Consider the following 23689-nt stretch of genomic DNA (forward strand, 5'->3'; position numbering starts at 1 on the left):
CAACCCCTCCTCCCCCAGGATGGACCCCTATGGGTAACGAATTGCACGATTTCCTTCCCGACGATCCGCAGCCGGGCCCTTCGTGGGCGCGCAGCAACTGGCCGCAGGTCGGCGGCGCGGCCGAAGATGACCTGACCCAGGCGCTTGATCCCACGGCAATGCAGGTGGCGATCAAGGCCGCGGCAGCCAAATCGGGCGCGGCCATGGACCCGCGCGCGATCGAGGAAGCCGCCGCGGATTCGATCCGGGCGATGATGCTGGTGCGCACCTATCGTGTGCGCGGTCATCTGGGAGCGGACCTTGATCCGCTGGGCCTGAGCCACCAGAACCTGCCGGCAGACCTTGACCCGGCCTATCACGGCTTTTCCGGCGCAGCGCTGGACCGCAAGGTTTACCTGGGCGGGACGCTGGGTCTGGAATGGGCCACGGTGCGCGAGCTGGTCGAGATCCTGAAGCGCAATTACTGCGGCAAGGTCGGCTTTGAATACATGCACATCGCCGACGTGGAGGAGCGCCGCTTCATCCAGGAGCGGATCGAGGGCGGCGACAAGTCGATCGACTTCACCCCCGAAGGCAAGAAGGCGATCCTGGGCGCGGTGATCCGCGGCGAGCAGTACGAAAAGTTCCTTGGCAAGAAGTACGTCGGGACCAAGCGCTTCGGCCTGGATGGCGGTGAATCGATGATCCCGGCGCTGGAAGCCGTGATCAAGTATGGCGGCAGCCGCGGCGTGCGCGAGATCGTCTATGGCATGGCCCACCGCGGCCGCCTCAACGTCCTCGCCAACGTGATGGCCAAGCCCTATCGCGTAATCTTCCACGAATTCTCGGGCGGCACGGCCAACCCGGAAGACGTGGGCGGTTCGGGCGACGTGAAGTACCACCTGGGCACCAGCACCGACCGCGAGTTCGACGGGATCAAGGTGCACATGAGCCTGGTGCCGAACCCGTCTCACCTGGAAACGGTGGACCCGGTGGTGCTCGGCAAGGTCCGCGCCCAGCAGGCCTTCCGCGACGATATCGGCCGCGATGAGAACGGCAACTTCAAGCACAAGCAGGTCCTGCCGGTGCTGATCCACGGCGATGCCGCCTTTGCCGGTCAGGGCATTGTCTGGGAATGCTTCGGCTTCTCGGGCGTGAAGGGCTACAACACCGGCGGTTGCATCCACTTCATCATCAACAACCAGATCGGCTTCACCACCAGCCCGCAGTTCTCGCGCGGATCACCCTACCCCTCGGACGTGGCCAAGGGTGTCCAGGCGCCGATCCTGCACGTCAACGGCGATGATCCCGAAGCGGTGACCTTCGCCTGCAAGCTGGCGATCGACTATCGCCAGACCTTCGGCCGCGACATCGTGGTCGACATGTGGTGCTATCGCCGCTTCGGCCACAACGAGGGCGACGAGCCGGGCTTCACCCAGCCGCTGATGTACCAGCAGATCCGCCAGCACCCCGGCGTGGCCAAGCTCTATGCCGACCGGCTGATCAGCCAGGGCGTGATCGATGCGAACTGGGCCGGCGAAGCGGAAATGCGCTTTACCCAGGTGCTTGAGCAGGAATTTGATGCGGCCAAGGGTTACAAGGCCAACGAGGCTGACTGGTTCGCCGGGCGCTGGACCGGTCTCAACAAGCCGGCCGATCCGGAAACCGCGCGCCGCAACGTGGCGACGGGGATCGAACAGAAGCTGTTCGACAGCCTGGGCCGCACGCTGACCACGGTTCCTGAAGGGCTGACGATCCACAAGACGCTGGCCCGCGTGCTCGATGCCAAGCGCGAGATGTTCACCACCGGCACCGGCTTTGACTGGGCGACCGGCGAAGCCCTCGCCTTTGGCAGCCTGGCATCGGAAGGCTACAACATCCGCCTTTCGGGCCAGGATTCAGGCCGCGGCACCTTCAGCCAACGCCATGCGGTCTGGGTCGACCAGACCGACGAGCACAAGTACGTACCGCTTTCGACCGTGCCGCACGGCAAGTTCGAAGTGCATGACAGCCCGCTGTCAGAATACGGCGTACTCGGCTTCGAATATGGCTATGCCAGCGCCGACCCGAAGACGCTGGTGCTGTGGGAAGCGCAGTTCGGCGATTTCGCCAACGGCGCGCAGATCATGATCGACCAGTACATTGCCGCGTCCGAAGCCAAGTGGCTGCGCGCCAATGGCCTCGTCATGCTGTTGCCGCACGGGTATGAAGGCCAGGGGCCGGAACACTCCTCGGCCCGGCTTGAGCGGTTCCTGCAGCTCTGCGCGCAGGACAATATCCAGGTCTGCAACATCACCACGCCGGCAAATTACTTCCACGTGCTGCGCCGGCAGATGCACCGTCCGTTCCGCAAACCACTGATCATCATGACCCCCAAGTCGCTGTTGCGCCACCCGCTGGCCAAGAGCGAAGCGCACGAATTCGTGGGCGAAGGGCACTTCATGCGGATCCTGTCCGACATCAACGGGGCCGCGGACGAAAAGACCCGCCGCGTCGTGCTCTGTTCGGGCAAGGTTGCCTATGACCTGATGGAAGCCCGCGACGCGGCCGGTATCACCGACACCCAGATCATCCGGCTTGAGCAGCTTTATCCCTTCCCGGGCGAGCCGCTGGCCCTGCGCCTGTCGCGGATGAAGCATCTGGAAGACGTGGTCTGGTGCCAGGAAGAGCCCAAGAACAACGGTTCCTGGTTCTTTGTCGAACCGCTGATCGAGGAAGCCCTGGCTGCAGCCAAGAGCAAGGTGGGCCGCGCCCGCTATGCCGGTCGCGCCGCCAGTGCCTCGCCCGCCACGGGCCTCGCCAGCCGCCACGCCAGTGAACAGGGTGCCCTGATCGGCCATGCGCTGGGCACCTCGGTCCGTTCCGAAATCCGCCGGCAAAAGAAAGCCTGAGGAAGCAATATCATGTCTACCGAAGTCAAAGTCCCGACCCTGGGCGAATCCGTGGCCGAAGCCACCATCGGCGAATGGCTGAAGCAGCCGGGTGAAGCGGTCGCGCTCGACGAGCCGATTGCCAGCCTCGAAACCGACAAGGTGGCGGTGGAAGTGCCCTCGCCGGTCGCCGGCGTGATGGGCCAGCACCTCGCCAAGGTGGGCGATAACGTTTCGGTTGGCGCGGTGATCGCAACGGTTGAGGCGGGCGGCACTGCGACTGCCGCTCCGGCTGCTGCCGCTGCACCGGCTCCGGCTCCTGCACCGACCGCCGCCCCGGCGGGCGATGCTGCTGTGCTCTCCCCTGCCGTGCGCCGCGCCGTGCTGGAGCATGGCGTCGATCCGACGGCGATCAAGGGCACCGGCAAGGACGGCCGCCTGACCAAGGAAGACGTTGTGGCTGCCGCCGCCGCCAAGAGCGCAGCCCCGGCTCCGGCCGCTGCTGCTGCGGCGCCGGCTCCCGCCGTTGCCGGTGATCGCGGCGAAGAGCGGGTCAAGATGACCCGCCTGCGCCAGACCATCGCCAAGCGGCTGAAGGACGCGCAGGACACTGCCGCGCTGCTGACCACCTTCAACGATTGCGACATGTCCGCCGTGATCGAAGCGCGCGAGAAGTTCAAAGGCGTGTTCGAAAAGAAGCACGGCGTGAAGCTTGGCTTCATGTCGTTCTTTGCCAAGGCGGCCTGTCTGGCGCTGAAGGATATCCCGGCGGTCAACGCCCGGATCGAAGGCGACGAGATCGTCTATCACCCCTATGTTGACCTGTCGGTCGCGGTTTCGGCGCCCAATGGCCTGGTTGTGCCGGTCGTGCGCAATGTCGATGCCATGGGCTTTGCCGATATCGAAAAGGCCATCGCCGACCTTGGCAAGCGCGCCAAGGAAGGTTCGCTGACGATGGACGACATGAAGGGCGGCACCTTCACCATCTCCAACGGCGGGATCTTTGGTGGGCTGATGTCCACCCCGATCATCAACCCGCCGCAGTCAGCCGTGCTGGGCCTGCACCGGATCGAGGACCGGCCGGTCGTGCGCGATGGCCAGATCGTGATCCGCCCGATGATGTATCTGGCGCTGTCCTATGACCACCGCCTGATCGATGGCCGCGAAGCCGTTACCGCGCTCAAGACCATCAAGGAAGCGATCGAGGATCCCACCCGGATCTTGATCGACCTTTAAGGCGATGCAGGTGCAACATCCTTCGACAGGCTCACAGATGGGCGGGTGTTGTGCTGAAACTTGATTACACTGCCCCGCTCAGGCTGCGCTTGTCGAAGCCGGCGCGCAAGGGAGGCCATCATGGCTGAATACGACTATGACGTGATCTTCATCGGCGCCGGCCCGGGTGGCTATGTCGGGGCGATCCGCACTGCCCAGCTGGGCCTGAAGACCGCCTGCGTCGAAGCGCGCGAGACGCTGGGCGGGACCTGCCTCAACGTGGGCTGCATTCCGTCCAAGGCGCTGCTGCACGGTTCGGAAAAGTTTGAGGAAGCCGCCAATGGCACCCTCGCCCGCTATGGCGTGAAGCTGGGCAAGGTCGAGCTCGACCTTGCGGCATTGCAGGCGGACAAGGCCGATGCGGTCAAGGGCCTGACCCAGGGCATCGAATACCTGTTCAAGAAGAACAAGGTCGATTGGCTGAAGGGCTATGGCGCGTTCAAGGACGCGCACACCGTCACTGTCGCCGGCAAGGACTACACCGCGAAGAACGTGGTGATCGCCACGGGCTCCAGCGTCACCCCGCTTCCCGGGGTCGAGGTAGACAACGACAAGGGCGTAATCGTTGACAGCACCGGCGCGCTGGCGCTGGGCAAGGTGCCGGACCACCTGGTGGTGATCGGCGGCGGCGTGATCGGCCTGGAAATGGGTTCGGTCTGGCGCCGGCTCGGTGCCAAGGTCACCGTGGTCGAGTTCCTGGACCAGCTGCTGCCCGGCATGGACGGCGATGTCCGCAAGGAAGCGGCCAAGATCTTCAAGAAGCAAGGCATGGAATTGAAGCTGGGCACCAAGGTGACCGGCGCTGCGATCAAGGGCAAGAAGGCCACGCTGACGCTGGAACCGGCCAAGGGCGGTGCCAGTGAAACGCTGGAAGCCGATTGCGTGCTGGTCGCCATTGGCCGCCGTCCCAACGTTGCAGGCCTGGGGATCGAGACGATCGGGCTGGAACTTAACGCCCGCGGCCAGATCGAGACTGATCACGATTTCCGCACCAAGGTGGATGGCGTCTGGGCGATCGGGGACTGCATCCCGGGTCCGATGCTGGCACACAAGGCCGAGGACGAAGGCATTGCCGTGGCCGAGAACATCGCCGGGCTGACCGGAATTGTGAACCACGACCTGATCCCGGGCGTGGTCTATACCACGCCTGAATTCGCCGGGGTCGGGCTGACCGAAGAGCAGGCCCGCGAGAAGGGCGAGATCAAGGTCGGCAAGTTCCCGATGATGGCCAACAGCCGCGCCAAAACCAATCACGAACCCGACGGTTTCGTGAAGATCATTGCCGATGCCAAGACCGACAAGGTGCTGGGCGTATGGTGCATCGCCACCGTTGCCGGCACAATGATCGCCCAGGCGACCCAGGCGATGGAATTCGGCGCGACGAGCGAAGACATCGCCTATACCTGCCATGCCCACCCGACCCACAGCGAAGCGGTGAAGGAAGCGGCCATGGCGGTTACCGGTAAGCCGATTCACATCTGAGGCGCAGCGCTGACCCCGCGCTGCTAGTGCAGTTGGCGGTCCGCAAGGCGATAACGCGACCGGTGGCCAAGTTCGGTCGGACCGGCTAGCACTGGCTTTCTGCCAGATCAGGAGAATACCAATGTCCAATGCCATCACCGTCAAGCTGACTGGCGACGAAATCGAAATGCTGGTCGATGCGCTGGAAGTCGATCTTGAGGGCTATGTTGAAGCCGCCAAGGAAGCCCGCGCCAACAACAAGCGCGATGATGTCGACACCTTCACCGAAGCCGCAACGCGCATCCAGGCGCTGATGACCAAGCTGCAGGACCTGATCGAGGACTGATCCGGCGATGGCCGGCGTTCGACTGCCTTTGGCCACACTCGCTGCGCTGGTCGTGCCGGTTGTAGCTGGCCTCGCGTGGATGACTGTGGGCGGGGCGCCGACCGCCTGGATTGCGGTCAATGCGCTGGCGCTGGTCCTTGCCTTGGCGCTGGCAACATTGCTCCCACTCCCGCGCTCCCAGCGCGGGGTGCTGGTCCTCGCCGGGGCGTTGGTTCTTGGCCTGTGGGCAACAGCGCTGGCTGGCGTGCCGGTTGAGGGTGTCCGCCGCTGGATCGGGCTGGGACCACTGCGGTTGCACCTTGGCTATCTGATCCTGCCGCTGCTGGTTACGCTGGCGGCGAGACTGCCGGCCAGGTCTGGCGCCGCGCTGATCGTCGCAAGCTTGATGGCAACCATGCTTCAGCCGGATCGCGCAGCCACGGTTGCCTTGACGGCCAGTGCCGCAGTCCTCGCGCTCACGCGTCGCGACGGCCTGTCTATCACGGCCTTGGTGATCGGCCTTGGCGCCTGCGTAGCCGCAATTGCCCAGCCGGATCACCTGGCCCCTGTCCGCTTTGTCGAAGGCGTCCAGCGCGATGCCCTGACCCTCAATCCCGCCGCCGGTTTGGCGCTGGTTGCAGCAAGCCTGACGCCGCTGTTGCTGTTGCGCCGGGCCAAGGTGGCCGCAGCGCCGCTCGCGGCGTTCCTCCTTGCTGCCGGGCTGATGGCCTTTGCAGGGTCCTATCCCGCCATCCTGATCGGCTATGGTGCCGCGCCAATCCTGGGTTTTGGCCTGGCGCTCGCCGCGCTGCGCTACCAGAGCGAGAGCCAATGAGCACCGCCATTCCCACCCTACCTCCACTATTTGACTTGGCTGGCACGGCGGTCTTCGCACTGACCGGAGCGCTGCTGGCAGCGCGACTGCGCCAGACCTTCGTGACGATGAGCTTCTTTGCCCTGATCACCGGGGTGGGTGGCGGTTCGGTGCGAGACCTGCTGATCGGGGCGCCGGTGTTCTGGGTCCGCGATCCGTGGGTGGCGCCGGTCTGCCTGAGCGTCGCGCTGCTCGCCTGGTTCACCCCGCGCAAGTGGTGGGAAGGTACGCTGCTCGAATGGGCCGACGCCGCTGGGCTTGCCGCCTATGCCGTGCTCGGCACGGCCAAGGCGCTGGCCTATGGCCTGCCCCCGGTACCGGCCGTGCTGATGGGCGTCATCACTGGCTGCGTTGGCGGGATCATCCGCGATGTGCTGGCAGGCCGCCCGTCGATCCTGATGCGGCCAGAGCTTTACGTAACGGCTGCCGCACTTTCGGCCAGTCTTTGCGCGTTGGGAGAACTATTCGGCCTGCCGCGCGAGATCGCTTTCAGCGGGGCCGCGCTGGCCGGTTTTGCGCTGCGTGGCTGGGCGATCCATTCCGGTCTCGCGCTGCCCGCCTATGGCCGGGATGCGGGTTAGGTCGGCGGCATGACGCGGCGCAGGAAATCGATCACCGCGCCATTGAATTCATCGTTCTTGTCACCTGCCACCATGTGACCGGCGCCGCGAATATCGGCGATTTCCAGCTTGGGAATGCGGCGGCGCAAATCCTCTACGCCATCGTCATCAACGATATCGCTCTTCATGCCCCGCACCAGCAAGGTTGGCACCCGGTCGGTCCAGTCGGCGGCATCCATGATGTTCAACAGTTCGCGCGGATCGCCGCGCGGCGAATGCATCCAGCTGGGGTCCCAGTGCCAGCGCCAGCGCCCGTCACCCCCCTGCCGCAGGTTCTTTTTCAGGCCGGAAAGATCCTTGGGCCGGGGCCGGTCGGGGTAATAGGCGCTGATCGCATCGGCGGCGGCTTCAAGGCTGGCAAAGCCATCGGGATTGCCGGTCATGAAGGCGGTAATCTTGGCCACGCCCCGGGCGCTCATTTTCGGGACGATATCGACCAGCACCAGCGCTGCCGGGCTCAACCCGCGCGAGGCGGCGACCATCGCCGTGATCCCTCCCAGCGAAGCGCCGACCAGCGCGAAGGTTGGCGATCCGACCCGGGCCACGGCGGCCAGATCGTCCGCCCGGGCTTCCAGGCTGTAATCGCCATCGGTTGACCAATCACTGTCACCATGCCCGCGCAGATCATAATTGATGGCGAAGTAACCGGCCTTGGCCAGCTGTTCTTCCGCCTTGTCCCAGGAATGGCGCGTCTGACCGCCGCCATGCCCCAGGATCACGGTTGGCGCCTCAGCCGGCCCGGCGACATCGGCCGCCAGGCTCAGCCCACCAGCGATCGGAATGCGGATCGTTTCCCCCATCATGCTGTCGGGATGCCTGTGCCGCGCAGGTGGGTCAATCATCAATTTAATCGAACGATTAATAATCCACCGGTTCGGCAACGACACAGCCCATGGTGGCGTTGCCGCGGTGTCCCACCCTCGCTAGGGTCGGCGCAATGCACTTTCAGGGAGCCGCCACAATGAAGATCTCCACCCTTGCCATCGCCATCACGCTTGCTGCCATGCCGGTCGCGGCCCAGGCCCAATCGGCCGCGCCGCAGACCTGGATCCACGCCGGCCGCGTGATTGCCATTCCGGGCCAGGCACCGCGCGGGGCGACGACCATCGTTGTGGCCGATGGCAAGATCGTTTCGTTGCAGGATGGTTATGTTCCGGCACCCGCAGGAGCCAAGGCGATCGACCTGAAGGACAAGACAGTCCTGCCTGGCCTGATTGACAGCCACACCCACCTTTCCAGCGACCGCGCCGGGAACGAAGGCATTGTTGCCATGGTGACCGAAGGCATGCCGATGCACGCGCTGGAAACCTATTGGAATGGCATGAAGACCGTGCGCGCCGGCTTTACCACGGTGCGTAACCTGGGTGACGAAGGCGGAAAGGTGCTGGCGCTGAAGGAAGCGATCAAGCGCGGCTGGGTGCAGGGTCCGCGGATCATCGACGCCGGGGATTCAATCTCTACCACGGGTGGCCACATGGATGGCCGGGTTGGTCTGGCAGACGAAGTGCATGGCCTGATCGGCACAGAAAACTTGTGCGATGGGGCCGATGATTGCCGCCGTGCGGTGCGCCGCCAGATCGGCCGCGGCGCTGGCGTGATCAAGTTTGCCACCACCGGCGGCGTTAACTCTGGCACGGGCCTGGCCACCCGCATGGTTGAGGATGAGGCCAAAGCTCTCGTCGAGACAGCCCATGCCTATGGCCGCAAGGTTGCGGTTCACGCCCACGGGCTTGACGGGATCAAGCTGGCGGTGCGCGCGGGCGCGGATTCGATCGAGCACGGCACCACCATCGATGAAGAAACCGCCAAGATGATGGCCAAGGCCGGAACCTATTACGTGCCGACACTCAGCACGGTGAACGGCTATCTTGAGCGCCTTGCCGCCAACCCCAATGCCTATCCCCCCGCAATCAAGGCCCAGATCGATTGGCGCATCGGAATCACAGGCAATTCGCTGAAAATTGCCTATCCGCTGGGCGTGAAGATTGCCTATGGCACCGATGCCGGCGTTTCGAAGCATGGCCGCAATGCCGATGAATTCGAACTGCTGGTCAAGTTCGGCATGTCCCCGGCTGAAGCGATCAAGGCCGCCACGGTCAATGCCGCGGCCCTGCTGGGCGTCGACAAGGAAACCGGCACGCTCGAAGCCGGCAAGGCCGCTGACATCATCGCCGTCAGCGGCGATCCGCTGGCCGACGTGAAGGTGCTGAAGGCGATGAAGTTCGTGATGGCCCGCGGCGAGGTGATCGTCGCAGACTAGGCCCAGCGGTCAGTTGCCGGTCAGGAAGGCGACCAGCGCCTTGACCTTCTTCTGCCGCCACTGCGGCAGCGGGGCGACCAGCCAGTAGGCGCGGCGGCAGGGTTCGGGATCGCTCAGCGCTACTCCGCGCCCGGCCCCGGCCCAGGTCTGGGCCAATTGCGCCGGTACACGGGCCTTGCCCATTCCCGCAGCGGCCGCAGCCAGGGCTTGGCCGGCATCCCCGGCCTGCAGGCTTGGTGCGGCGGCCGTTTCGCCTTCAGGATGCGGATCGCCCGGCCAGGCAATCCAGTCCCCCGTGCCCGCGATCATCTGTTCGGCCGTGCCCAGGGCCACGCCTTCAAGTTCACCCGGACCTTCGGCCCAGCGCACGGCAAGATCGAGGTTGGCCTCGGTAAAATCGGCCGTTTCGTCGTTGATCAGGCTGTAGCGGACCTCGGGATTGGCCTTGCGGAATTCAGCAAGCCGCGGGGCAAGCCAGGCGGCAAAGAAATCGCGCGGGGCGGAAATGGTGTAGACGTGGCTCGATTGCCCGGCCTGCATTGCCCGCACGGCATCCTCGAAATGGAGGAAGCCCGTCCGCAGCGATTCGAGCCCGGCCGTGGCCTCGTCCGTCAGCTCCAGCCCCTTGGGCGTGCGGCGGAACAGCACGACGCCCAGCAAGTCTTCCAGCGCGCGAATCTGCTGGCCGACGGCGGCCGGGGTGACCGCCAGTTCATCCGCGGCGCGGGTGAACGACAGGTGCCGGGCCGCGGCATCGAATACGCGCAAGGCGTTCAGGGGCAGGTGCGTGCGCTTCATCGCGCAGGCGCTTTAGCCTGCCGTGGCAGGCGCCGCCAGCGGGAAGAAGGGAATCGCCGCTTCAACCAGCGAGCCGTCCTCGCAGCGGAAGGTATAAAACCCTTCCATCGAGCCATGCGGTGTCGCCAGCGGACAGCCCGAAACATAGTCATGACTGGCACCGGGCTGGAGAATGGGCTGTTCTCCAACCACACCCTCACCCTCAACAAAATTGACCATGCCGCGTCCATCCGTGATCTGCCAATGGCGCGTCAGCAGCTGGATCGCCTGATCGCAATGGTTTTCGATCCGGATATGATAGACCCAGAACCACTTGCCGGCTTCGACCTGTGACTGTTCGGGCAGGAAATTGACCGTGACACGCACGGTTATCCCGTTGGTCGTGGCGGCGTGCTGGAACAGCTGCTTCATGACTCAAAGGTAGCGACTGGGTGGCGCGGCGACAATGGTTAGTGGGGCCAATTTGGCGATCGATTGCGACCAATCAGGAGCTTGCAAGCAGCAATACCCCGCCGAACATCAGCGCACATCCCGCCAAACGCGCCCCACCGACTGGTTCGCGCAGCAGTACCACGCCCAGCAGCGCGACCAGCATCATCGACATTTCACGCATCGGGGCAACCACGCTAAGCGGCGCGCCGCGCTGCATGGCCCAGAGCACCAGGATATAGCCAAACGGCGCCAGCAGGGCGACTATCCAGGCGCTGCGCCAGTGACCGCGCATTGCCGCCATCGCGCCAGCGCGATCGCGCAGCACCTGTGGGGCCAGCAGCATGGTCCGGACAACATTGGCACCCCAATCGAGCACCACCGGCGAAAGGAGCAGCAGCTTCACCACCGAGCCATCAACCAGAGTGTACGTAGCGATCAACCCGCCCGTCAGCATTCCCCAACGCAGCCCGGTCATTGCCCCGGGCCGGGCGAAGGTGGACCAACGGCCATCGGTTGCGATCAGCAGGATGCCGCCGACAACGCTCAACAACCCCAACAGACGCAGCGGCCCCGGCGCTTCGCCCAGCAGCAGGAAGGCCCCGAGCGAGGACAACAGCGGGCCCGTGCCCCGCGCAATCGGATAGACCACCGAAAGGTCTGCCTTGCGGTATCCGGTCTGAAGCGCGAAACTATAGCCAAGGTGCAGACAGCCGCTGGCCAAAATCGCAGCGAGCATCAGCCAGTTCCAGCGAAACCCGGCCCCGGCCATGATCCACAGCGCCCAGGGCAAGAACGCAATGGACGACAGCAAGGTCGACCAGAACAGGAAGACCCCACCGGCGTGGGCCGACCGCTTGGCCGCAAGGTTCCAGGTGGCGTGGCAGACCGCTGCCAGCAAGACCAGCAGCAGGGAAAGGCTATCCAAACGTCAGAGCCCGGCCGCCTTGAGCGCCTGGTCGAGATCTTCGATCAGGTCCTGCGGATCTTCGAGGCCGATGTTGATCCGCAGCATGCCTTCGGTCACACCCATTTCGGCGCGCGCCTCGGCGCTGACGGAATAATGCGTGGTTGAGGCAGGGTGCGTCATCAGCGAGCGCGAATCCCCGATGTTGTTCGAGATATCGATCAATTGCAGCGCATCGAGCAGCGCATGGGCCTGGGCGCGGTCCTTTACTTCGAACGCAAAGATCGAACCGCAGGCGTCCATCTGCTGCATCGCCAGGTTGTGCTGCGGATGGCTGGCAAGACCGGGGTGGAGGATCTTGGGAACCCGGCCTTCGAGGAACTGGCCGACCTTAAGCGCATTGGCGCTCTGCTGCTTGACGCGCAGGTCCAGCGTTTCCAGCCCCTTCAGCACCACCCAGGCGTTGAACGGCGAGAGGTTTGGCCCGGTGTTGCGCTGGAAAGGCATCAGCACATCGTTGATGAACTGCGCCGAGCCGCAGACCGCCCCGGCCAGGACGCGGCCCTGCCCGTCCATCAGCTTGGTCGCGGAATAGGCAACGACATCGGCGCCGAATTCCATCGGCCGCTGCAGGGCCGCGGTGCAGAAAGCATTATCCACCACGGTGGTGATCCCGCGGCTGCGGGCCAGATCGCAGACGAACTTCAGATCGACGATGTCCATCGTCGGGTTGGCGGGCGTTTCGAAGAAGAACACCTTGGTGTTGGGCCGGATCGCGGCTTCCCATTTGGCATTGTCACGCGCATCGATCGTGGTCGTTTCAATCCCGAAGCGCGGTAGCAGGCTATCGACCAGCCAGCGGCACGAACCAAAGGCGGCGCGCGCGGCAACCACGTGATCACCAGCGGACAGCTGGCACAGCAGCGCCGTGGTCATTGCCGCCATGCCGGTGGCCTGGGCGCGGCAAGCCTCTGCCCCTTCCATCAGCGCAATGCGTTCTTCCAGCATCGCCACGGTCGGGTTCTGGAGGCGTGAATAGGTCATGCCTTCGGCCTCACCGGCGAAGCGCGCGGCGACTTCGCCGGCGGAATCGTAGGTATAGCCAGAGGTCAGGAACAGCGCCTCGCTGGTCTCGCCATGCTCACTGCGCCAGGTTCCGCCGCGAACGGCGCGGGTGGCGGGTCGCCATTTGGCGGTGATCGAACGGTCGGTTCCGGTGGTGCGCTTCATGATGCGCAGGCTCTAGGACCGCGGCGCAGGCGCCGCAAGAGCATTGCCACCTTGGCACGGCGCCGGTAATCCCCGGCCATGCTCGCCGCGCCCCGCTTTACTCAGGAACAGGACCCGGCCGACTGGTGCGCGGTGATCGCGATCCTGTTCCTGGCGCTGCTGTGGTGGCGGCTGGGCATCCCGTCGCAGATCTATTTCGACGAAATCCATTACGTGACGGCGGCCCGCCACCAGAACGAAGGTGTGCGGTTCAATCCCGAGCACCCGGTGCTGGGCAAGTCGATTATCGCCGCCGCGATCCGCTGGTTGGGCGATGCACCGCTGAACTGGCGGATACCTTCGGCTATTTCCGGGGCGATCGGGCTCTATGCGCTGGGCCGGCTGGTATGGTTTGTCACCGGACGGCGGCTGGTCACGCTCGTCGCCATGTTCCTGGTGGCAACCGACTTTGCCTGGTTCGTCCAGAGCCGGATTGCGATGCTCGACATGTTCATGGCCATGTTCGGCATGGTCAGCCTGTGGCTGGCGGCCAGCGCCGTCCGCCTGCCGCAGCAAGGCCGCTGGCGGCTGGCCGCGGCGGGTGTTGCCATGGGGCTGGCGCTGGGGGCGAAATGGTCGGTCGCGCCGCTGCTGGCCGTGCCGGGGCTGGCTTTCCTGGGCTGGAAACTGCGCGATTGCGGATGGCGCGGATTGTACCAGCGCGAAGGCGGGGCCGTGCCGGGGATCAGCCTGGTCGAGGCCGGGATCTGGCTCGGCCTGGTGCCGCTGGTGGTCTATTGGCTGACCTTTTGGCCGGCCTTTTTCTGGGCCAAGGACCCGGTCAATCCGTGGGACCCGGTTGGCTGGCACAGCTACATGCTGCAATTGCAGGACAGCGTGACGCGGCCGCACCCCTATCGCTCTTGGTGGTACCAATGGATCGGCAACTGGCGGGCAATCTGGTTCCTGTACCAGCAGGTGGACGGGGCGCAGCGCGGGATCCTGCTGATCGGCAATCCCTTCACCATGCTGGCCGGGCTGGCCGCCTTTGGCTGGTGCCTGTGGGCCGGCTGGCGCGGGCGGACAGAGGCATGGATCTTTGCCGGGCTCTACGCGATCCAGATCGCCTTCTGGGCGCTCTCGTCAAAGCCGGTGCAGTTCTATTACCACTACTTGCTGCCGGGGACCTTCCTGATGGTCTGCCTGGCTCTGGCGCTGGAAGGGTTGTGGCAACGGGCTGACCGCTGGCGCTGGCTGGCGGCCGCCGCATTGGCGATCAGCCTGGGCATGTTCATCCACTTCTACCCGATCCTTTCGGCCGGCCCGCTGTGCTGCGGGCGACCAAGTTTCGAAGCGTGGATGTGGCTGCGCAGCTGGCGCTAGTACTTGCCCCAGACGAACTTGTTCGACAGCGCGAAGTTCCAGACCGAACCCAGCACGATCCCGACCACCACCGCGATCACATCGTGGAAGCCCATGGTCTTGAGCACCGCGGCCGAGCCGACATTGGTCAACAGGCCCAGCGAGCAGGTCAGCGCGAACTGCGCCCAGCCGCGTACCAGCGGACCAAACCCGCGCAGCCGCTTGTCGGCATAGGTCAGCTCGTTGTTGAGCACGAAGTTGAACGTCATCGCGACAATCGCCGCGACCGAGTTGGCGACATTGAAGGTCGTGCTTTCGTCCCAGTTGCCATAAACGAAGCGCTCCCCGAACACGAGGTGCAGCATCACCCACAGCGCGCCCAACTGAACGAAGACGCCCAGCGCACCAACCGTGCCGAACAGGGCAAACCGGGTCGGGATGAAGCGGCCGAGCCACTTGTCATAAAGTCCGATCAGGAATTCGAAGACGACCGTGCGGTCAAGCTTGCTTTCCCCTTCGGCGCGGGCGGCAAAATTCATTGGGAGTTCCTTGATGCGCAACGGCTCATCGACCGTGGCAAGAATATCGAGCAGGATCTTGAAGCCCACGCCCGACAGGCGGTGGGCATCGGCCCGCAGCGTTTCCGTGCGCAGCATGAAGTAACCGCTCATCGGGTCGGTCAGTTCAACACCGGTCACCTTGTTGGCGATGCGATTGGCAAAGTTGGAGGCCTTGACCCGGTCCGGCCGCCCCCATTCCGCGGTGCTGGAGCCATCGGCAAAGCGGCTGGCATAGGCCAGATCATAGTCCCCGCTTTCAACCGCGCTGAGCATCTGCGGCAGCAACGCAGGATCGTGCTGGTGATCGGCATCCATCACCGCCACGATCGGGGCGGCAGTGGCGCACATTCCCTCGATTGCCGCCGAAGACAAGCCGCGCCGGCCGATCCGCTGGATCACACGGACGCGCGGATCTTCCTGCGCAATCGCGCGCGCTTCGTCAGAGGTGCCATCGGGGCTGTTGTCATCGACAATGATGACTTCCCAGCTGATCCCGGCGAGCGCCTGGTCAAGCCGCGCCACCATTGAGCGCAGGTTCTTGCGCTCGTTATAAGTCGGAAGGACAACGCCAAGCCGGATGGTCATGTCACAGCCGCTCCAGCACGGCATCGCCGATCGCGGCGGTGCCATGGTTGCCGCCAAGGTCACCCCCGCGGATACCGTCAGCCAAGGCCTTTGCCACGGCCGCCTCGATCCGCGCGGCTTCAGCCTCAAGCCCTAGCGAGTGGCGCAGCAGCATGGCGGCGGACAGGATCGTGGCCATCGGGTTAGCCAGCCCCTTCCCCGCAATATCCGGGGCAGAACCATGGATCGGCTCGTACAGCCCCATCTTGCCGTCCGACAGGCTGGCCGAAGCCAGCAGGCCGATCGAGCCCACGCACATGGAGGCCTGATCAGACAGGATATCGCCAAACAGGTTGCCGGTGACCACGACGTCAAACTGGCCCGGATTGCGGACCAACTGCATCGCCGCATTGTCGACATACATGTGGCTCAGCTCAACCTCGGGGTATTCGCTGGCCACTTCAATCATGACATCGCGCCAGACCTGCGAGGTTTCAAGGACATTGGCCTTGTCGACCGAACACAGCCTCTTGCCCCGGCCCATCGCCGCACGGAAGCCAACATGGGCAATGCGGCGGACTTCGTCTTCGGCATAGGACATCACGTCCCAACCCTGGCGGCGGCCATCGGGCAAGGTGCGAATGCCCTTTTCACCGAAATAGACATCGCCGTTGAGTTCGCGGACGATCAACAGGTCGATCTTGCTGGCCACTTCGGGGCGCAGCGCAGAGGCATCCTCCAGTCCGGCAAAGACCTTGGCAGGGCGCAGGTTGGCGAAGAGTCCCAGTTCCTTGCGCAGGCCAAGGATTGCCTGTTCCGGACGGAGGTGGCGATCCAGTTGATCGCAGTCCGGATCGCCGACTGCGCCAAACAGGATCGCATCGCAGGACCGAGCGATTGCGAGCGTCTCGGCCGGCAGGGGGTGGCCGTGGCGCTTATAAGCAACGCCGCCAACATCGCCTTCAAACATGACCAGATCCGGCAGATTAAGCGCCTCGACAACGCGCACGGCTTCGCGCGTCACTTCCGGGCCGATGCCGTCGCCTGCAAAAACCGCGATTTTCATGTAGTCCCCAACCTAGTCAATCCGGCCAAGCCGCTCCCGCAGCATGGCGCGCGCCGCCATAACATCGCTTCTCCGATCGGCAAGCGGATAGCGCGCCACGAGAGGGCCGAGCCGATCAAAGACCGCCAGTTGGGCGTTCCAGTCAGGATCGGCCGAGCGTTCAACATCCCCATAACCCAGTTCACGCAGCAGCAGCGCCTCAAACGCAGTCATTCCCGGCAGCCAGCCGCGTGCCGACGGCGCGTGGCAGATCGCATCAAGCAGCGCGACCAGCGCCGGATAGAGCGCGGCGAAGGGCTGACGCTCAGGCAAGGCTGCGGCCGCCAGCGTGGTGGCCCAGGTAATCGCCGCCGCGGGCAGCGGTTCGGTCAGCCACGGGCCGCGGCTGGCAACCAGTTCGACCCGCGCCGAAGGCAGCTGGCTACCAGGCCTGGCGCGCAGTTCTGCTTCGATCAGGTTACCCGGCAACAGGACCGGACGCAGCGTGCGCCCCCGTCCACCTGCGACATAGCTGGCGATCAGGCCGTGATCCTCGCTCAAGATGCGCAGGATCACACCGGTCTCGCCGTGGGTACGGGCAGCACAGACTATGGCGGGAATGCGTAGGTCCATGGCCAGGCCTTAGACCGCAGCGGCGTGCTTGGGGAGGCCTACTTCTTGGGCTTCGCCTTAAGCGCAGCTTCTAGCGCGGCGATGCGTTCGGCCAGTGCTTCGTTTTCTTCGCGAGCCTTCGCTGCCATATCCTTGACTGCGTCAAATTCCTCGCGGCTGACGAAGTCGAGCCCGCCCATCGCCTCGCGGAAACGCTCACGCGCGCTTTCGCGGGCTTCGCGACCGGCACCGGCAAAGGTTCCTGCGGCACTGTTCAGCAGCTTGGCAAGATCGGCGAAGAGAGGGTTCTGGCTCTGCATGGCGGCTAAATGGTCCCGTGTGCGGGCGCGTTCAAGCCCTATTCGAACGTAACGGTGGAGACAGCGCCCGAAACATCCTGTCCCTCTGCATCAGGATTGGCTTGCAGGAACTGCCAGTTCAGCACCGCTGCGAACAGAACCCAAGCCAGGTAAGGCAGCAGCAGCATGCCCGCCAGCGGACGCACCCGCCAAAACAGCACCAATGTTGCCAGCACGGCCACATCGATTGCCAGCAGCAGCAGCAGCGCCCCGGTGATCTGGTGCGCTCCGAAGAACAGCGGGGTCCACGCGAGATTGAGCGTCAGCTGGATCACAAACGCGCTGATCGCCAAACGCCGCCCGGCAGCGCCCCGGGCGGTAACAACAAGCACGAGCGCAAAGCCCATCAGCACATAAAGGATCGTCCAGACGATCCCGAAGGTGATCGGCGGCGGGAACAGCGACGGCTTTTCGAGAGCGGCGAACCATGGGGTACCGGCTCCGCCACCCGCGGTACCGCTGATTGCGCCAAGCAGCACGATTCCCGGGACCAGGAACAGCGCCCAGCGGATGAAACTGGCGCGCAATTGCGCAGGCGAGGCAAGAGCCGACATGTATTTCCTCCGATTCGCCCAAGAGGCGGAGAACAGTGCGGATATGGCCGGGTCTGGCTGACTAGGCAATCGCCCTCAACCGTGATCGTGGCGCCGGGCCGCGATCAGGAACTCGACATTGCCTTCGGGGCCGGTGATCGGGCTTTCGACTATCCCCTGCACTTGCCAGCCCAGGCCTTCGATCCAGACCCGCACTTCATCGCAGACGCGGGCGTGCAAGGCGGGATCGCGGACCACCCCGCCCTTGCCGACTTCGCCCCGGCCAACTTCGAACTGCGGTTTGATCAGGGCGACCAGCTGACAATCGGCCGCAGCCAGTTTCAATGGCACTTCCAATACCTTGGCAAGCGAAATGAAACTGGCGTCACAAACAACCCAGGTGCAGGGGCGATCGATCTCTGCCGGGGTCAAGATGCGGGCACTGGTCTGTTCGAGCACGGTTACGCGCGGATCCTGACGCAGTTTCCAGGCGAGCTGGTTGGTGCCGGAATCGACCGCAAACACGTGATCTGCGCCCTTTTGCAGGAGGACATCGGTAAAGCCGCCCGTCGAACTGCCGATGTCCATCGCCGTAACCTTGGCAGGATCAAGCCCGAACTGCTCGATCGCGTGAGCCAGCTTGATCCCACCGCGCGAGACCCAGGGATGATCGCGCCCGCGCACGTCGAGCGGAGCATCGGTGGGCAAACTGTGCCCGGGCTTGGCCAGCTTGGTTTCACCACTGAACACCAATCCAGCCAGAACCAATGCCTGGGCACGGCTACGGCTTTCGGCAAGACCGCGATCGACCAGCAACTGGTCAACGCGCGTCTTGGGCGATTTGGCGGATCGGGGCTGGTTCATGACTGGCAGGGCTTGTCGCTTGGCCGGCCTCATTCCATAGTGCGGCCATGAAGGCAAATGTCCTGCTATCCAGCTGCTTTATGCTGACGCTGTTGAGCGCCTGCGCGCCCAAGGTGCCCCCGCCCGCTCCGGCCCCGCCGCCGCCGGCTGAGACAGCAGCGCCGGCTCCGCTCCCCGGCCCACGCCCGCTCTCCGATTGGCGCGATATGCCGCTTAACCCGGGCGCCTGGCGCTGGGCCACGATTGTCGGTCAATCGACGGCCACCTTTGCGCAGGCCGGCCTGGCGCCGCAGGTCACACTAACCTGCGCCGCTCCCGGCAGTGTGCAGCTAATCCATGCCGGTTCGATCACCGGTGCAACCCCGATGGGCGTCACGACTTCAGCGGGCACTTTCCCGCTGATGGCCGAACCCACAGCCAATGGCGCGGCAGTAACCCTGCCGGCCCGGGCGCCGGTGCTGGATGCCATGGCCACATCGCGCGGGCGGTTCGTAATCGAGATCGCCGGACAGGTCCCCAGCTATCTGCCGAGTTGGCCGGAAGTCGCACGGGTGGTTGAAGACTGTCGGTAATCCGGCTTCGTCCGCGGCAACAGGGCTGTGGATGATCAGCGAAATTTCTGAAACACAAGCCAAAAAATCCAAAAGCAGGACTTGTTGTCCGCCCCGGAATGATTCACATTCCATACCAAGGCCCATCGGGCTTCGCCGATGGCCCCGGCTCCCCGGAAAGGGAGTCTTTGGCTCAACAGCGCGAAAGGAGGTGACCGATGTCTCATGGTTCAGCAGGGAGGTCGGTAACCCGCACAACGGAGCACTATCGCTGACGCTAATCCCGGCGATAGAGGTTTCGTGAGCGGCGCTTCCGGCCGCTGACCATGCGAAGGGCGGTTCTCGGGTTGCCGGGGCCGCCCTTCTCATTTTGCCCTGCACGATAATTACCTTTTTCTTGTCTCGCGGGTAATTTTCACCCAGAGGCCAAGCTACAAAGCCTGAAAGGACCCGCGTTCGATGTCTGCCGCCCTGCCCTTCGCCCATGTGCCCCACCCTGCCCCGACGGCGGAAGCGGTGCGGAGCGGGCTGGTGGCCGATCCGGGGTTCGGCAAGATCTTTTCCGATCACATGGTGACGATCGAGTGGACCGAGGGCCAGGGTTGGCATTCGGCCACGCTGGGCCCACGCCAGCCGATCGCGCTAGATCCGGCGGCGGCCGTGCTGCACTATGCGCAGGAGATTTTCGAAGGGCTCAAAGCCTATCGCCTGGCCGATGGCACGATGGCCCTGTTCCGGCCCGAAGCTAACGCCCGGCGCTTTAACGCTTCGGCCCAGCGGCTCGCCATGCCCGAACTGCCGGAGGACCTGTTCATCGAGGCGATCCGCCAGCTGGTTGCGGTGGATGCGGACTGGTTTCCTACGGTTGAAGGCGGCTCGCTGTACCTGCGCCCCTTCATGATCGCGACCGAGGCCTTCCTGGGCGTGCGCCCGGCCAAGGAATACAAGTTCATCGTTATCGCCAGCCCGGCCGGCAATTACTTCAAGTCGGGCGCTCCCGCGGTTTCGATCTGGGTGTCGGACTATACCCGCGCGGCCCCCGGCGGGACCGGCGCAGCGAAGTGCGGCGGCAATTATGCCGCCAGCCTGGTCCCGACCGCCGAGGCCTTTGCCAAGGGCCACGATCAGGTGCTGTTCCTGGATGCCGCCGAACACAGGTGGGTTGAGGAACTGGGCGGCATGAACCTGTTCTTCGTGATGGCCGATGGCCGAATCGTCACCCCGCCGCTGACCGGCACGATCCTGCCCGGCGTCACCCGCAACAGCCTGTTGCAGCTTGCTGCGGAAGAAGGCCTGAAGGTTTCGGAAGAACCCTACAGCCTGGACCAGTGGCGGGCCGACGCCGCATCGGGCGCACTGCTTGAAACCTTTGCCTGCGGCACGGCGGCGGTCGTTACTCCGGTTGGCAAGGTTGCCGGCCGCGATGGCGAATTCATGATCGGCAGCGGCGGCCCTGGCCAGATCACCCAGAAGCTGCGCAGCCGCCTGGTATCGATCCAGCGCGGCGAAGCGCCGGATCCGCACGGCTGGGTGGTCAAGCTCTAACCCCCGACCATCGGACCGTATTGCCATGGGCGGGGATCGCCCCCATCTGTCGGCCATGCAGTTTTCCCGCCGCAGGTTTCTTGCCGCCACTGGTACCGGTCTTGCCCTGGCGCCCCTGCCCGCCTGGGCACAGGGCCACGGCATGGCGCATGGAGGGCGTCATCGTCTGCCGAAGGGACCACTGATCCCGGCGGGATTTGGCGTGCTGACGGGCCAGCAGATCGACCTAACCGTGGCCGATGGCCTGCGCGAGGTGGCCGGGCGGCGCGGGCTGGGCGTGGCAGTCAACGGCACGGTTCCGGGGCCGCTGCTGCGCCTGAAGGAAGGGGATGAGGTAACCCTGCGCGTTACCAACCGCCTGCATCAGGACACCTCGATCCACTGGCATGGGCTGCTGGTGCCGTTCCAGTTCGATGGCGTTCCGGGCGTCAGCTTCCCGGGGATCAAGCCGGGCGAGACATTCACGTACAAGTTCCCGCTGCGCCAGTCGGGCACCTATTGGTATCACAGCCACTCGGGCTTGCAGGAGCAGTCGGGCCACTATGCCCCGCTGATCATCGACCCGGCCGAGCCCGATCCGATCCAGTCCGACCGCGAATTCGTGCTGCTGCTGAGCGAGTTCACGGCGATGGACCCGCACCAGATCTTTGACCGGCTGCGCACGGGCGAAGGCTATTTCAACCGCCAGAAGACCACCTGGACCGATGGTTACCGCTTGAGCGGGGCCGAGCGGCGGATGTGGGCGCAGATGCGGATGCCGCCAACCGATATCGCCGATGTCAGCGCGCCGACCTATACCTACCTCGCCAATGGCCTTCCCGCGCTGCAAGCGCCGGAATTCCTCTTCCGCCGCGGTGAGCGCGTGCGGCTGCGGCTGATCAACGGATCGGCCATGACCTTCTTCAACGTCCGCATCCCGGGCCTGAAACTGACCGTCGTGGCCGCCGATGGCCAGGCGGTAAAGCCGGTGACGGTGGAGGAATTGCAGGTCGCGGTGGCCGAAACCTATGACCTGCTGGTTGAGCCGGATGGCACTGCCTTCTCGATCGTCTGCGAAGCGATGGACCGTTCGGGGATGGCATTGGCCACGCTGACCACCACACCAGGCCAGCGCGCGCCGGTGCCGCCGCTGCGCAAGGCACCGCTGCTGACCATGGCTGACATGGGCATGAACCACGGCGATGACGGCCACGATGATGGCGGGGGCAAGGCCCGCACAAGCATGGATGGCATGCCGATGCGCGACATCAGCCTGCTGCCGCCTGACGTGAGGGTCGGTCCGGGGATCGACATGGTCTCGATGGCCCCTGCAGACAAGATGGGCGATCCGGGAATTGGCCTGCGCGATGTCGACCACCGCGTGCTGACCTATCGCGATCTGGCCGCCCTGGTGCCCAACAAGGACACCCGCGAGCCAGGCCGGCTGCTCGAACTGCATCTGACCGGCAACATGGAACGCTACATGTGGTCGTTCGATGGGCAGATGTTCAACGCCGTCAGCGATGTGCCGATCCGCTTTGCCTGGAACGAGCGGGTGCGGGTGAAGCTGGTCAACAACACGATGATGGCCCACCCGATCCACCTGCACGGGATGTTCTTCGAACTGGTCAACGGCCAGAGCCCGGCTCACCAGCCGCGTAAGAACATCGTTACCGTCCAGCCGGGCGCGAGCGCGAGCTTTGACCTCACCGCCAACGAGCCGGGCGACTGGGCGTTCCACTGCCACCTGCTGTACCACATGCACGGCGGGATGATGCAGATCGTGACCGTGATGGGACCGGAGGGCACGAAGTGAGGCGCCTGGTTATCCTGAGCGCGCTGCTGGCCGCCCCGGCCTGGGCACAGAGCCATGGCGGCCATGATGCGCACGTCGGGCACCAGATGCAGCAGCCGTCGGGCGAGGCCCAGCCCGAGCCGGTCGATCCCTCACCCGGCCCGACGATGGAATTGCCGCCGCCCGAAGAGGCCGGATCAGGCCCGCCACGCGCCGCTGATGCGATCTGGGGAGCCGAAGCGATGGCCCCATCGCGCAGCGCCCTGAAGCGCGAGCATGGTAGCACGGTTACCACCTGGCTCCAGGCCGACCGGCTCGAATTTCAGGCGCGCCAGGGCCATGATGGCCTGCTATGGGATGTTCAGGGCTATTACGGCAATCCGACCAGCAAGCTCTGGCTGAAGAGCGAGGGCGAGGCGGCACTGGGTGACGGCGTCGAGGATGCCGAAGTGCAGGCACTCTGGTCCAAGGCGGTCGCACCGTTCTGGGATCTGCAAGTCGGCGTGCGGCAGGACCTGGCAGGCCAGACCGATACCCATGCCGTGGTCGGAATTCAGGGCCTGGCACCCTATCTGTTCGAAGTCGATGCCGCACTGTTCCTGTCGCAGCGCGGGGACCTGACTGCCCGTGTCGAGGCCGAGGTGGACCAGCGGATCACCCAGAAGCTTATCCTCCAGCCGCGGGTGGAAATCAGCCTGACCGCGCAGGACAACCCGGCGCGCAAGCAGGGTGCCGGGATCGACAAGATCGAAGCGGGCCTGCGGCTGCGTTATGAAATCGTGCCCGAATTCGCTCCTTATGTGGGGATCGAACAGGGCTGGAAATTGGGCGATAGCGCCCGTTATGCCCGTCTGGCGGGCGAGGACCCCAGCGTGACCAGCGTGGTCATGGGCATCCGGTTCTGGTTTTGATT

General features: G+C 64.7%; 23 protein-coding genes. 12 read left to right on the forward strand and 11 right to left on the reverse strand.

Annotated features, from left to right (window positions below; all coding sequences use genetic code 11):
- Positions 1-29 precede the first annotated feature (29 nt).
- The 6 genes from RQP55_RS06450 to RQP55_RS06475 all read left to right on the forward strand — a co-directional run bounded on the left by RQP55_RS06450 (position 30) and on the right by RQP55_RS06475 (position 7365).
- Positions 30-2870, forward strand: a complete 2841-nt coding sequence (locus tag RQP55_RS06450) for a 2-oxoglutarate dehydrogenase E1 component (RefSeq protein ID WP_315609367.1) — start codon at positions 30-32, stop codon at positions 2868-2870.
- Positions 2871-2882: 12 nt separating this feature from the next.
- On the forward strand, positions 2883-4085 hold the full coding sequence (gene odhB, locus RQP55_RS06455) for a 2-oxoglutarate dehydrogenase complex dihydrolipoyllysine-residue succinyltransferase (protein ID WP_315609368.1): 1203 nt from the start codon (positions 2883-2885) through the stop codon (positions 4083-4085).
- 120 nt (positions 4086-4205) lie between these two features.
- Positions 4206-5606 (forward strand): dihydrolipoyl dehydrogenase, encoded by a 1401-nt coding sequence (gene lpdA / locus RQP55_RS06460; protein ID WP_315609369.1) that lies wholly within the window; start codon positions 4206-4208, stop codon positions 5604-5606.
- Positions 5607-5727: 121 nt separating this feature from the next.
- Positions 5728-5931 carry a hypothetical protein gene (locus tag RQP55_RS06465; protein WP_315609370.1) on the forward strand — a complete coding sequence of 68 codons (204 nt, stop codon included), beginning with the start codon at positions 5728-5730 and terminating at the stop codon, positions 5929-5931.
- A gap of 7 nt (positions 5932-5938) precedes the next feature.
- Complete coding sequence (locus tag RQP55_RS06470; protein ID WP_315609371.1) at positions 5939-6745, forward strand: hypothetical protein; 807 nt, start codon at positions 5939-5941, stop codon at positions 6743-6745.
- On the forward strand, positions 6742-7365 hold the full coding sequence (locus RQP55_RS06475; protein WP_315609372.1) for a trimeric intracellular cation channel family protein: 624 nt from the start codon (positions 6742-6744) through the stop codon (positions 7363-7365). Before RQP55_RS06470 ends, RQP55_RS06475 begins: the two co-directional genes overlap by 4 nt.
- Here the strand turns inward: RQP55_RS06475 and RQP55_RS06480 are convergent.
- Positions 7362-8207, reverse strand: coding sequence for an alpha/beta hydrolase (locus RQP55_RS06480; RefSeq protein ID WP_315609373.1), 846 nt, complete (start codon positions 8205-8207; stop codon positions 7362-7364). The genes RQP55_RS06475 and RQP55_RS06480 overlap by 4 nt on opposite strands.
- Positions 8208-8365: 158 nt before the next feature.
- Here RQP55_RS06480 and RQP55_RS06485 point away from each other — a divergent pair, with 158 nt between their 5' ends.
- Positions 8366-9664 carry an amidohydrolase family protein gene (locus RQP55_RS06485; RefSeq protein WP_315609374.1) on the forward strand — a complete coding sequence of 433 codons (1299 nt, stop codon included), beginning with the start codon at positions 8366-8368 and terminating at the stop codon, positions 9662-9664.
- Positions 9665-9673: 9 nt separating this feature from the next.
- Here RQP55_RS06485 and RQP55_RS06490 read toward each other — a convergent pair whose 3' ends face one another.
- The 4 genes from RQP55_RS06490 to RQP55_RS06505 form a co-directional block, all read right to left on the reverse strand.
- Positions 9674-10462 (reverse strand): LysR family transcriptional regulator, encoded by a 789-nt coding sequence (locus RQP55_RS06490; protein ID WP_315609375.1) that lies wholly within the window; start codon positions 10460-10462, stop codon positions 9674-9676.
- Between the two features lie 12 nt (positions 10463-10474).
- Positions 10475-10873: a Co2+/Mg2+ efflux protein ApaG gene (gene apaG / locus RQP55_RS06495; RefSeq protein WP_315609376.1), complete on the reverse strand. Its 399-nt coding sequence runs from the start codon at positions 10871-10873 to the stop codon at positions 10475-10477.
- 73 nt (positions 10874-10946) lie between these two features.
- Positions 10947-11819, reverse strand: a complete 873-nt coding sequence (locus tag RQP55_RS06500) for an EamA family transporter (protein WP_315609377.1) — start codon at positions 11817-11819, stop codon at positions 10947-10949.
- Between the two features lie 3 nt (positions 11820-11822).
- Positions 11823-13028 (reverse strand): trans-sulfuration enzyme family protein, encoded by a 1206-nt coding sequence (locus RQP55_RS06505; protein ID WP_315609378.1) that lies wholly within the window; start codon positions 13026-13028, stop codon positions 11823-11825.
- 78 nt (positions 13029-13106) lie between these two features.
- Between RQP55_RS06505 and RQP55_RS06510 the strand changes: the two genes are divergently transcribed.
- Positions 13107-14390: a phospholipid carrier-dependent glycosyltransferase gene (locus RQP55_RS06510; protein WP_315609379.1), complete on the forward strand. Its 1284-nt coding sequence runs from the start codon at positions 13107-13109 to the stop codon at positions 14388-14390.
- Here the strand turns inward: RQP55_RS06510 and RQP55_RS06515 are convergent.
- The 6 genes from RQP55_RS06515 to RQP55_RS06540 form a co-directional block, all read right to left on the reverse strand.
- Entirely contained in the window at positions 14387-15514 is a 1128-nt protein-coding gene (locus RQP55_RS06515) for a glycosyltransferase family 2 protein (protein ID WP_315609380.1), read from the reverse strand. The genes RQP55_RS06510 and RQP55_RS06515 overlap by 4 nt on opposite strands.
- Position 15515: 1 nt before the next feature.
- Positions 15516-16559: a 3-isopropylmalate dehydrogenase gene (gene leuB, locus RQP55_RS06520; protein WP_315609381.1), complete on the reverse strand. Its 1044-nt coding sequence runs from the start codon at positions 16557-16559 to the stop codon at positions 15516-15518.
- A gap of 12 nt (positions 16560-16571) precedes the next feature.
- Positions 16572-17171 (reverse strand): DNA repair protein RecO, encoded by a 600-nt coding sequence (locus tag RQP55_RS06525; RefSeq protein WP_315609382.1) that lies wholly within the window; start codon positions 17169-17171, stop codon positions 16572-16574.
- 38 nt (positions 17172-17209) lie between these two features.
- Complete coding sequence (locus RQP55_RS06530; protein ID WP_315609383.1) at positions 17210-17470, reverse strand: accessory factor UbiK family protein; 261 nt, start codon at positions 17468-17470, stop codon at positions 17210-17212.
- 38 nt (positions 17471-17508) lie between these two features.
- On the reverse strand, positions 17509-18063 hold the full coding sequence (locus tag RQP55_RS06535; RefSeq protein ID WP_315609384.1) for a TspO/MBR family protein: 555 nt from the start codon (positions 18061-18063) through the stop codon (positions 17509-17511).
- Between the two features lie 75 nt (positions 18064-18138).
- Complete coding sequence (locus tag RQP55_RS06540; RefSeq protein ID WP_315609385.1) at positions 18139-18906, reverse strand: TlyA family RNA methyltransferase; 768 nt, start codon at positions 18904-18906, stop codon at positions 18139-18141.
- 47 nt (positions 18907-18953) lie between these two features.
- On the opposite strand from RQP55_RS06540, the gene RQP55_RS06545 reads away from it, so the two are divergent.
- The 4 genes from RQP55_RS06545 (at position 18954) to RQP55_RS06560 (ending at position 23687) form a co-directional block, all read left to right on the forward strand.
- A complete protein-coding gene (locus RQP55_RS06545; RefSeq protein WP_315609386.1) occupies positions 18954-19478 on the forward strand; it encodes a hypothetical protein in 525 nt (174 codons plus the stop codon).
- A 438-nt stretch (positions 19479-19916) separates the two neighbouring features.
- On the forward strand, positions 19917-21002 hold the full coding sequence (locus RQP55_RS06550; protein ID WP_315609387.1) for a branched-chain amino acid aminotransferase: 1086 nt from the start codon (positions 19917-19919) through the stop codon (positions 21000-21002).
- A 55-nt stretch (positions 21003-21057) separates the two neighbouring features.
- Positions 21058-22797 carry a copper resistance system multicopper oxidase gene (locus tag RQP55_RS06555; protein ID WP_315609388.1) on the forward strand — a complete coding sequence of 580 codons (1740 nt, stop codon included), beginning with the start codon at positions 21058-21060 and terminating at the stop codon, positions 22795-22797.
- Complete coding sequence (locus tag RQP55_RS06560) at positions 22794-23687, forward strand: copper resistance protein B (RefSeq protein ID WP_315609389.1); 894 nt, start codon at positions 22794-22796, stop codon at positions 23685-23687. The genes RQP55_RS06555 and RQP55_RS06560 overlap by 4 nt, the downstream gene beginning before the upstream one ends.
- The last annotated feature ends 2 nt before the right edge of the window (positions 23688-23689 follow it).

It is taken from the genome of Novosphingobium sp. APW14 (genome assembly GCF_032337075.1).
Classification (GTDB): Bacteria; Pseudomonadota; Alphaproteobacteria; order Sphingomonadales; family Sphingomonadaceae; genus Novosphingobium.

Bases quoted from the DNA above. Each gene is read 5' to 3' on its own strand.
- RQP55_RS06505 (WP_315609378.1), bottom strand. From the start codon at position 13,028: ATGAAGCGCACCACCGGAACCGACCGTTCGATCACCGCCAAATGGCGA.
- odhB (WP_315609368.1), top strand. From the start codon at position 2,883: ATGTCTACCGAAGTCAAAGTCCCGACCCTGGGCGAATCCGTGGCCGAA.
- RQP55_RS06525 (WP_315609382.1), bottom strand. From the start codon at position 17,171: ATGGACCTACGCATTCCCGCCATAGTCTGTGCTGCCCGTACCCACGGC.
- RQP55_RS06530 (WP_315609383.1), bottom strand. From the start codon at position 17,470: ATGCAGAGCCAGAACCCTCTCTTCGCCGATCTTGCCAAGCTGCTGAAC.
- RQP55_RS06450 (WP_315609367.1), top strand. From the start codon at position 30: ATGGGTAACGAATTGCACGATTTCCTTCCCGACGATCCGCAGCCGGGC.
- RQP55_RS06515 (WP_315609380.1), bottom strand. From the start codon at position 15,514: ATGACCATCCGGCTTGGCGTTGTCCTTCCGACTTATAACGAGCGCAAG.
- RQP55_RS06475 (WP_315609372.1), top strand. From the start codon at position 6,742: ATGAGCACCGCCATTCCCACCCTACCTCCACTATTTGACTTGGCTGGC.
- leuB (WP_315609381.1), bottom strand. From the start codon at position 16,559: ATGAAAATCGCGGTTTTTGCAGGCGACGGCATCGGCCCGGAAGTGACG.
- RQP55_RS06470 (WP_315609371.1), top strand. From the start codon at position 5,939: ATGGCCGGCGTTCGACTGCCTTTGGCCACACTCGCTGCGCTGGTCGTG.
- RQP55_RS06490 (WP_315609375.1), bottom strand. From the start codon at position 10,462: ATGAAGCGCACGCACCTGCCCCTGAACGCCTTGCGCGTATTCGATGCC.
- RQP55_RS06480 (WP_315609373.1), bottom strand. From the start codon at position 8,207: ATGATGGGGGAAACGATCCGCATTCCGATCGCTGGTGGGCTGAGCCTG.
- RQP55_RS06550 (WP_315609387.1), top strand. From the start codon at position 19,917: ATGTCTGCCGCCCTGCCCTTCGCCCATGTGCCCCACCCTGCCCCGACG.
- RQP55_RS06465 (WP_315609370.1), top strand. From the start codon at position 5,728: ATGTCCAATGCCATCACCGTCAAGCTGACTGGCGACGAAATCGAAATG.
- RQP55_RS06540 (WP_315609385.1), bottom strand. From the start codon at position 18,906: ATGAACCAGCCCCGATCCGCCAAATCGCCCAAGACGCGCGTTGACCAG.
- apaG (WP_315609376.1), bottom strand. From the start codon at position 10,873: ATGAAGCAGCTGTTCCAGCACGCCGCCACGACCAACGGGATAACCGTG.
- RQP55_RS06545 (WP_315609386.1), top strand. From the start codon at position 18,954: ATGAAGGCAAATGTCCTGCTATCCAGCTGCTTTATGCTGACGCTGTTG.
- lpdA (WP_315609369.1), top strand. From the start codon at position 4,206: ATGGCTGAATACGACTATGACGTGATCTTCATCGGCGCCGGCCCGGGT.
- RQP55_RS06485 (WP_315609374.1), top strand. From the start codon at position 8,366: ATGAAGATCTCCACCCTTGCCATCGCCATCACGCTTGCTGCCATGCCG.
- RQP55_RS06535 (WP_315609384.1), bottom strand. From the start codon at position 18,063: ATGTCGGCTCTTGCCTCGCCTGCGCAATTGCGCGCCAGTTTCATCCGC.
- RQP55_RS06555 (WP_315609388.1), top strand. From the start codon at position 21,058: ATGCAGTTTTCCCGCCGCAGGTTTCTTGCCGCCACTGGTACCGGTCTT.
- RQP55_RS06510 (WP_315609379.1), top strand. From the start codon at position 13,107: ATGCTCGCCGCGCCCCGCTTTACTCAGGAACAGGACCCGGCCGACTGG.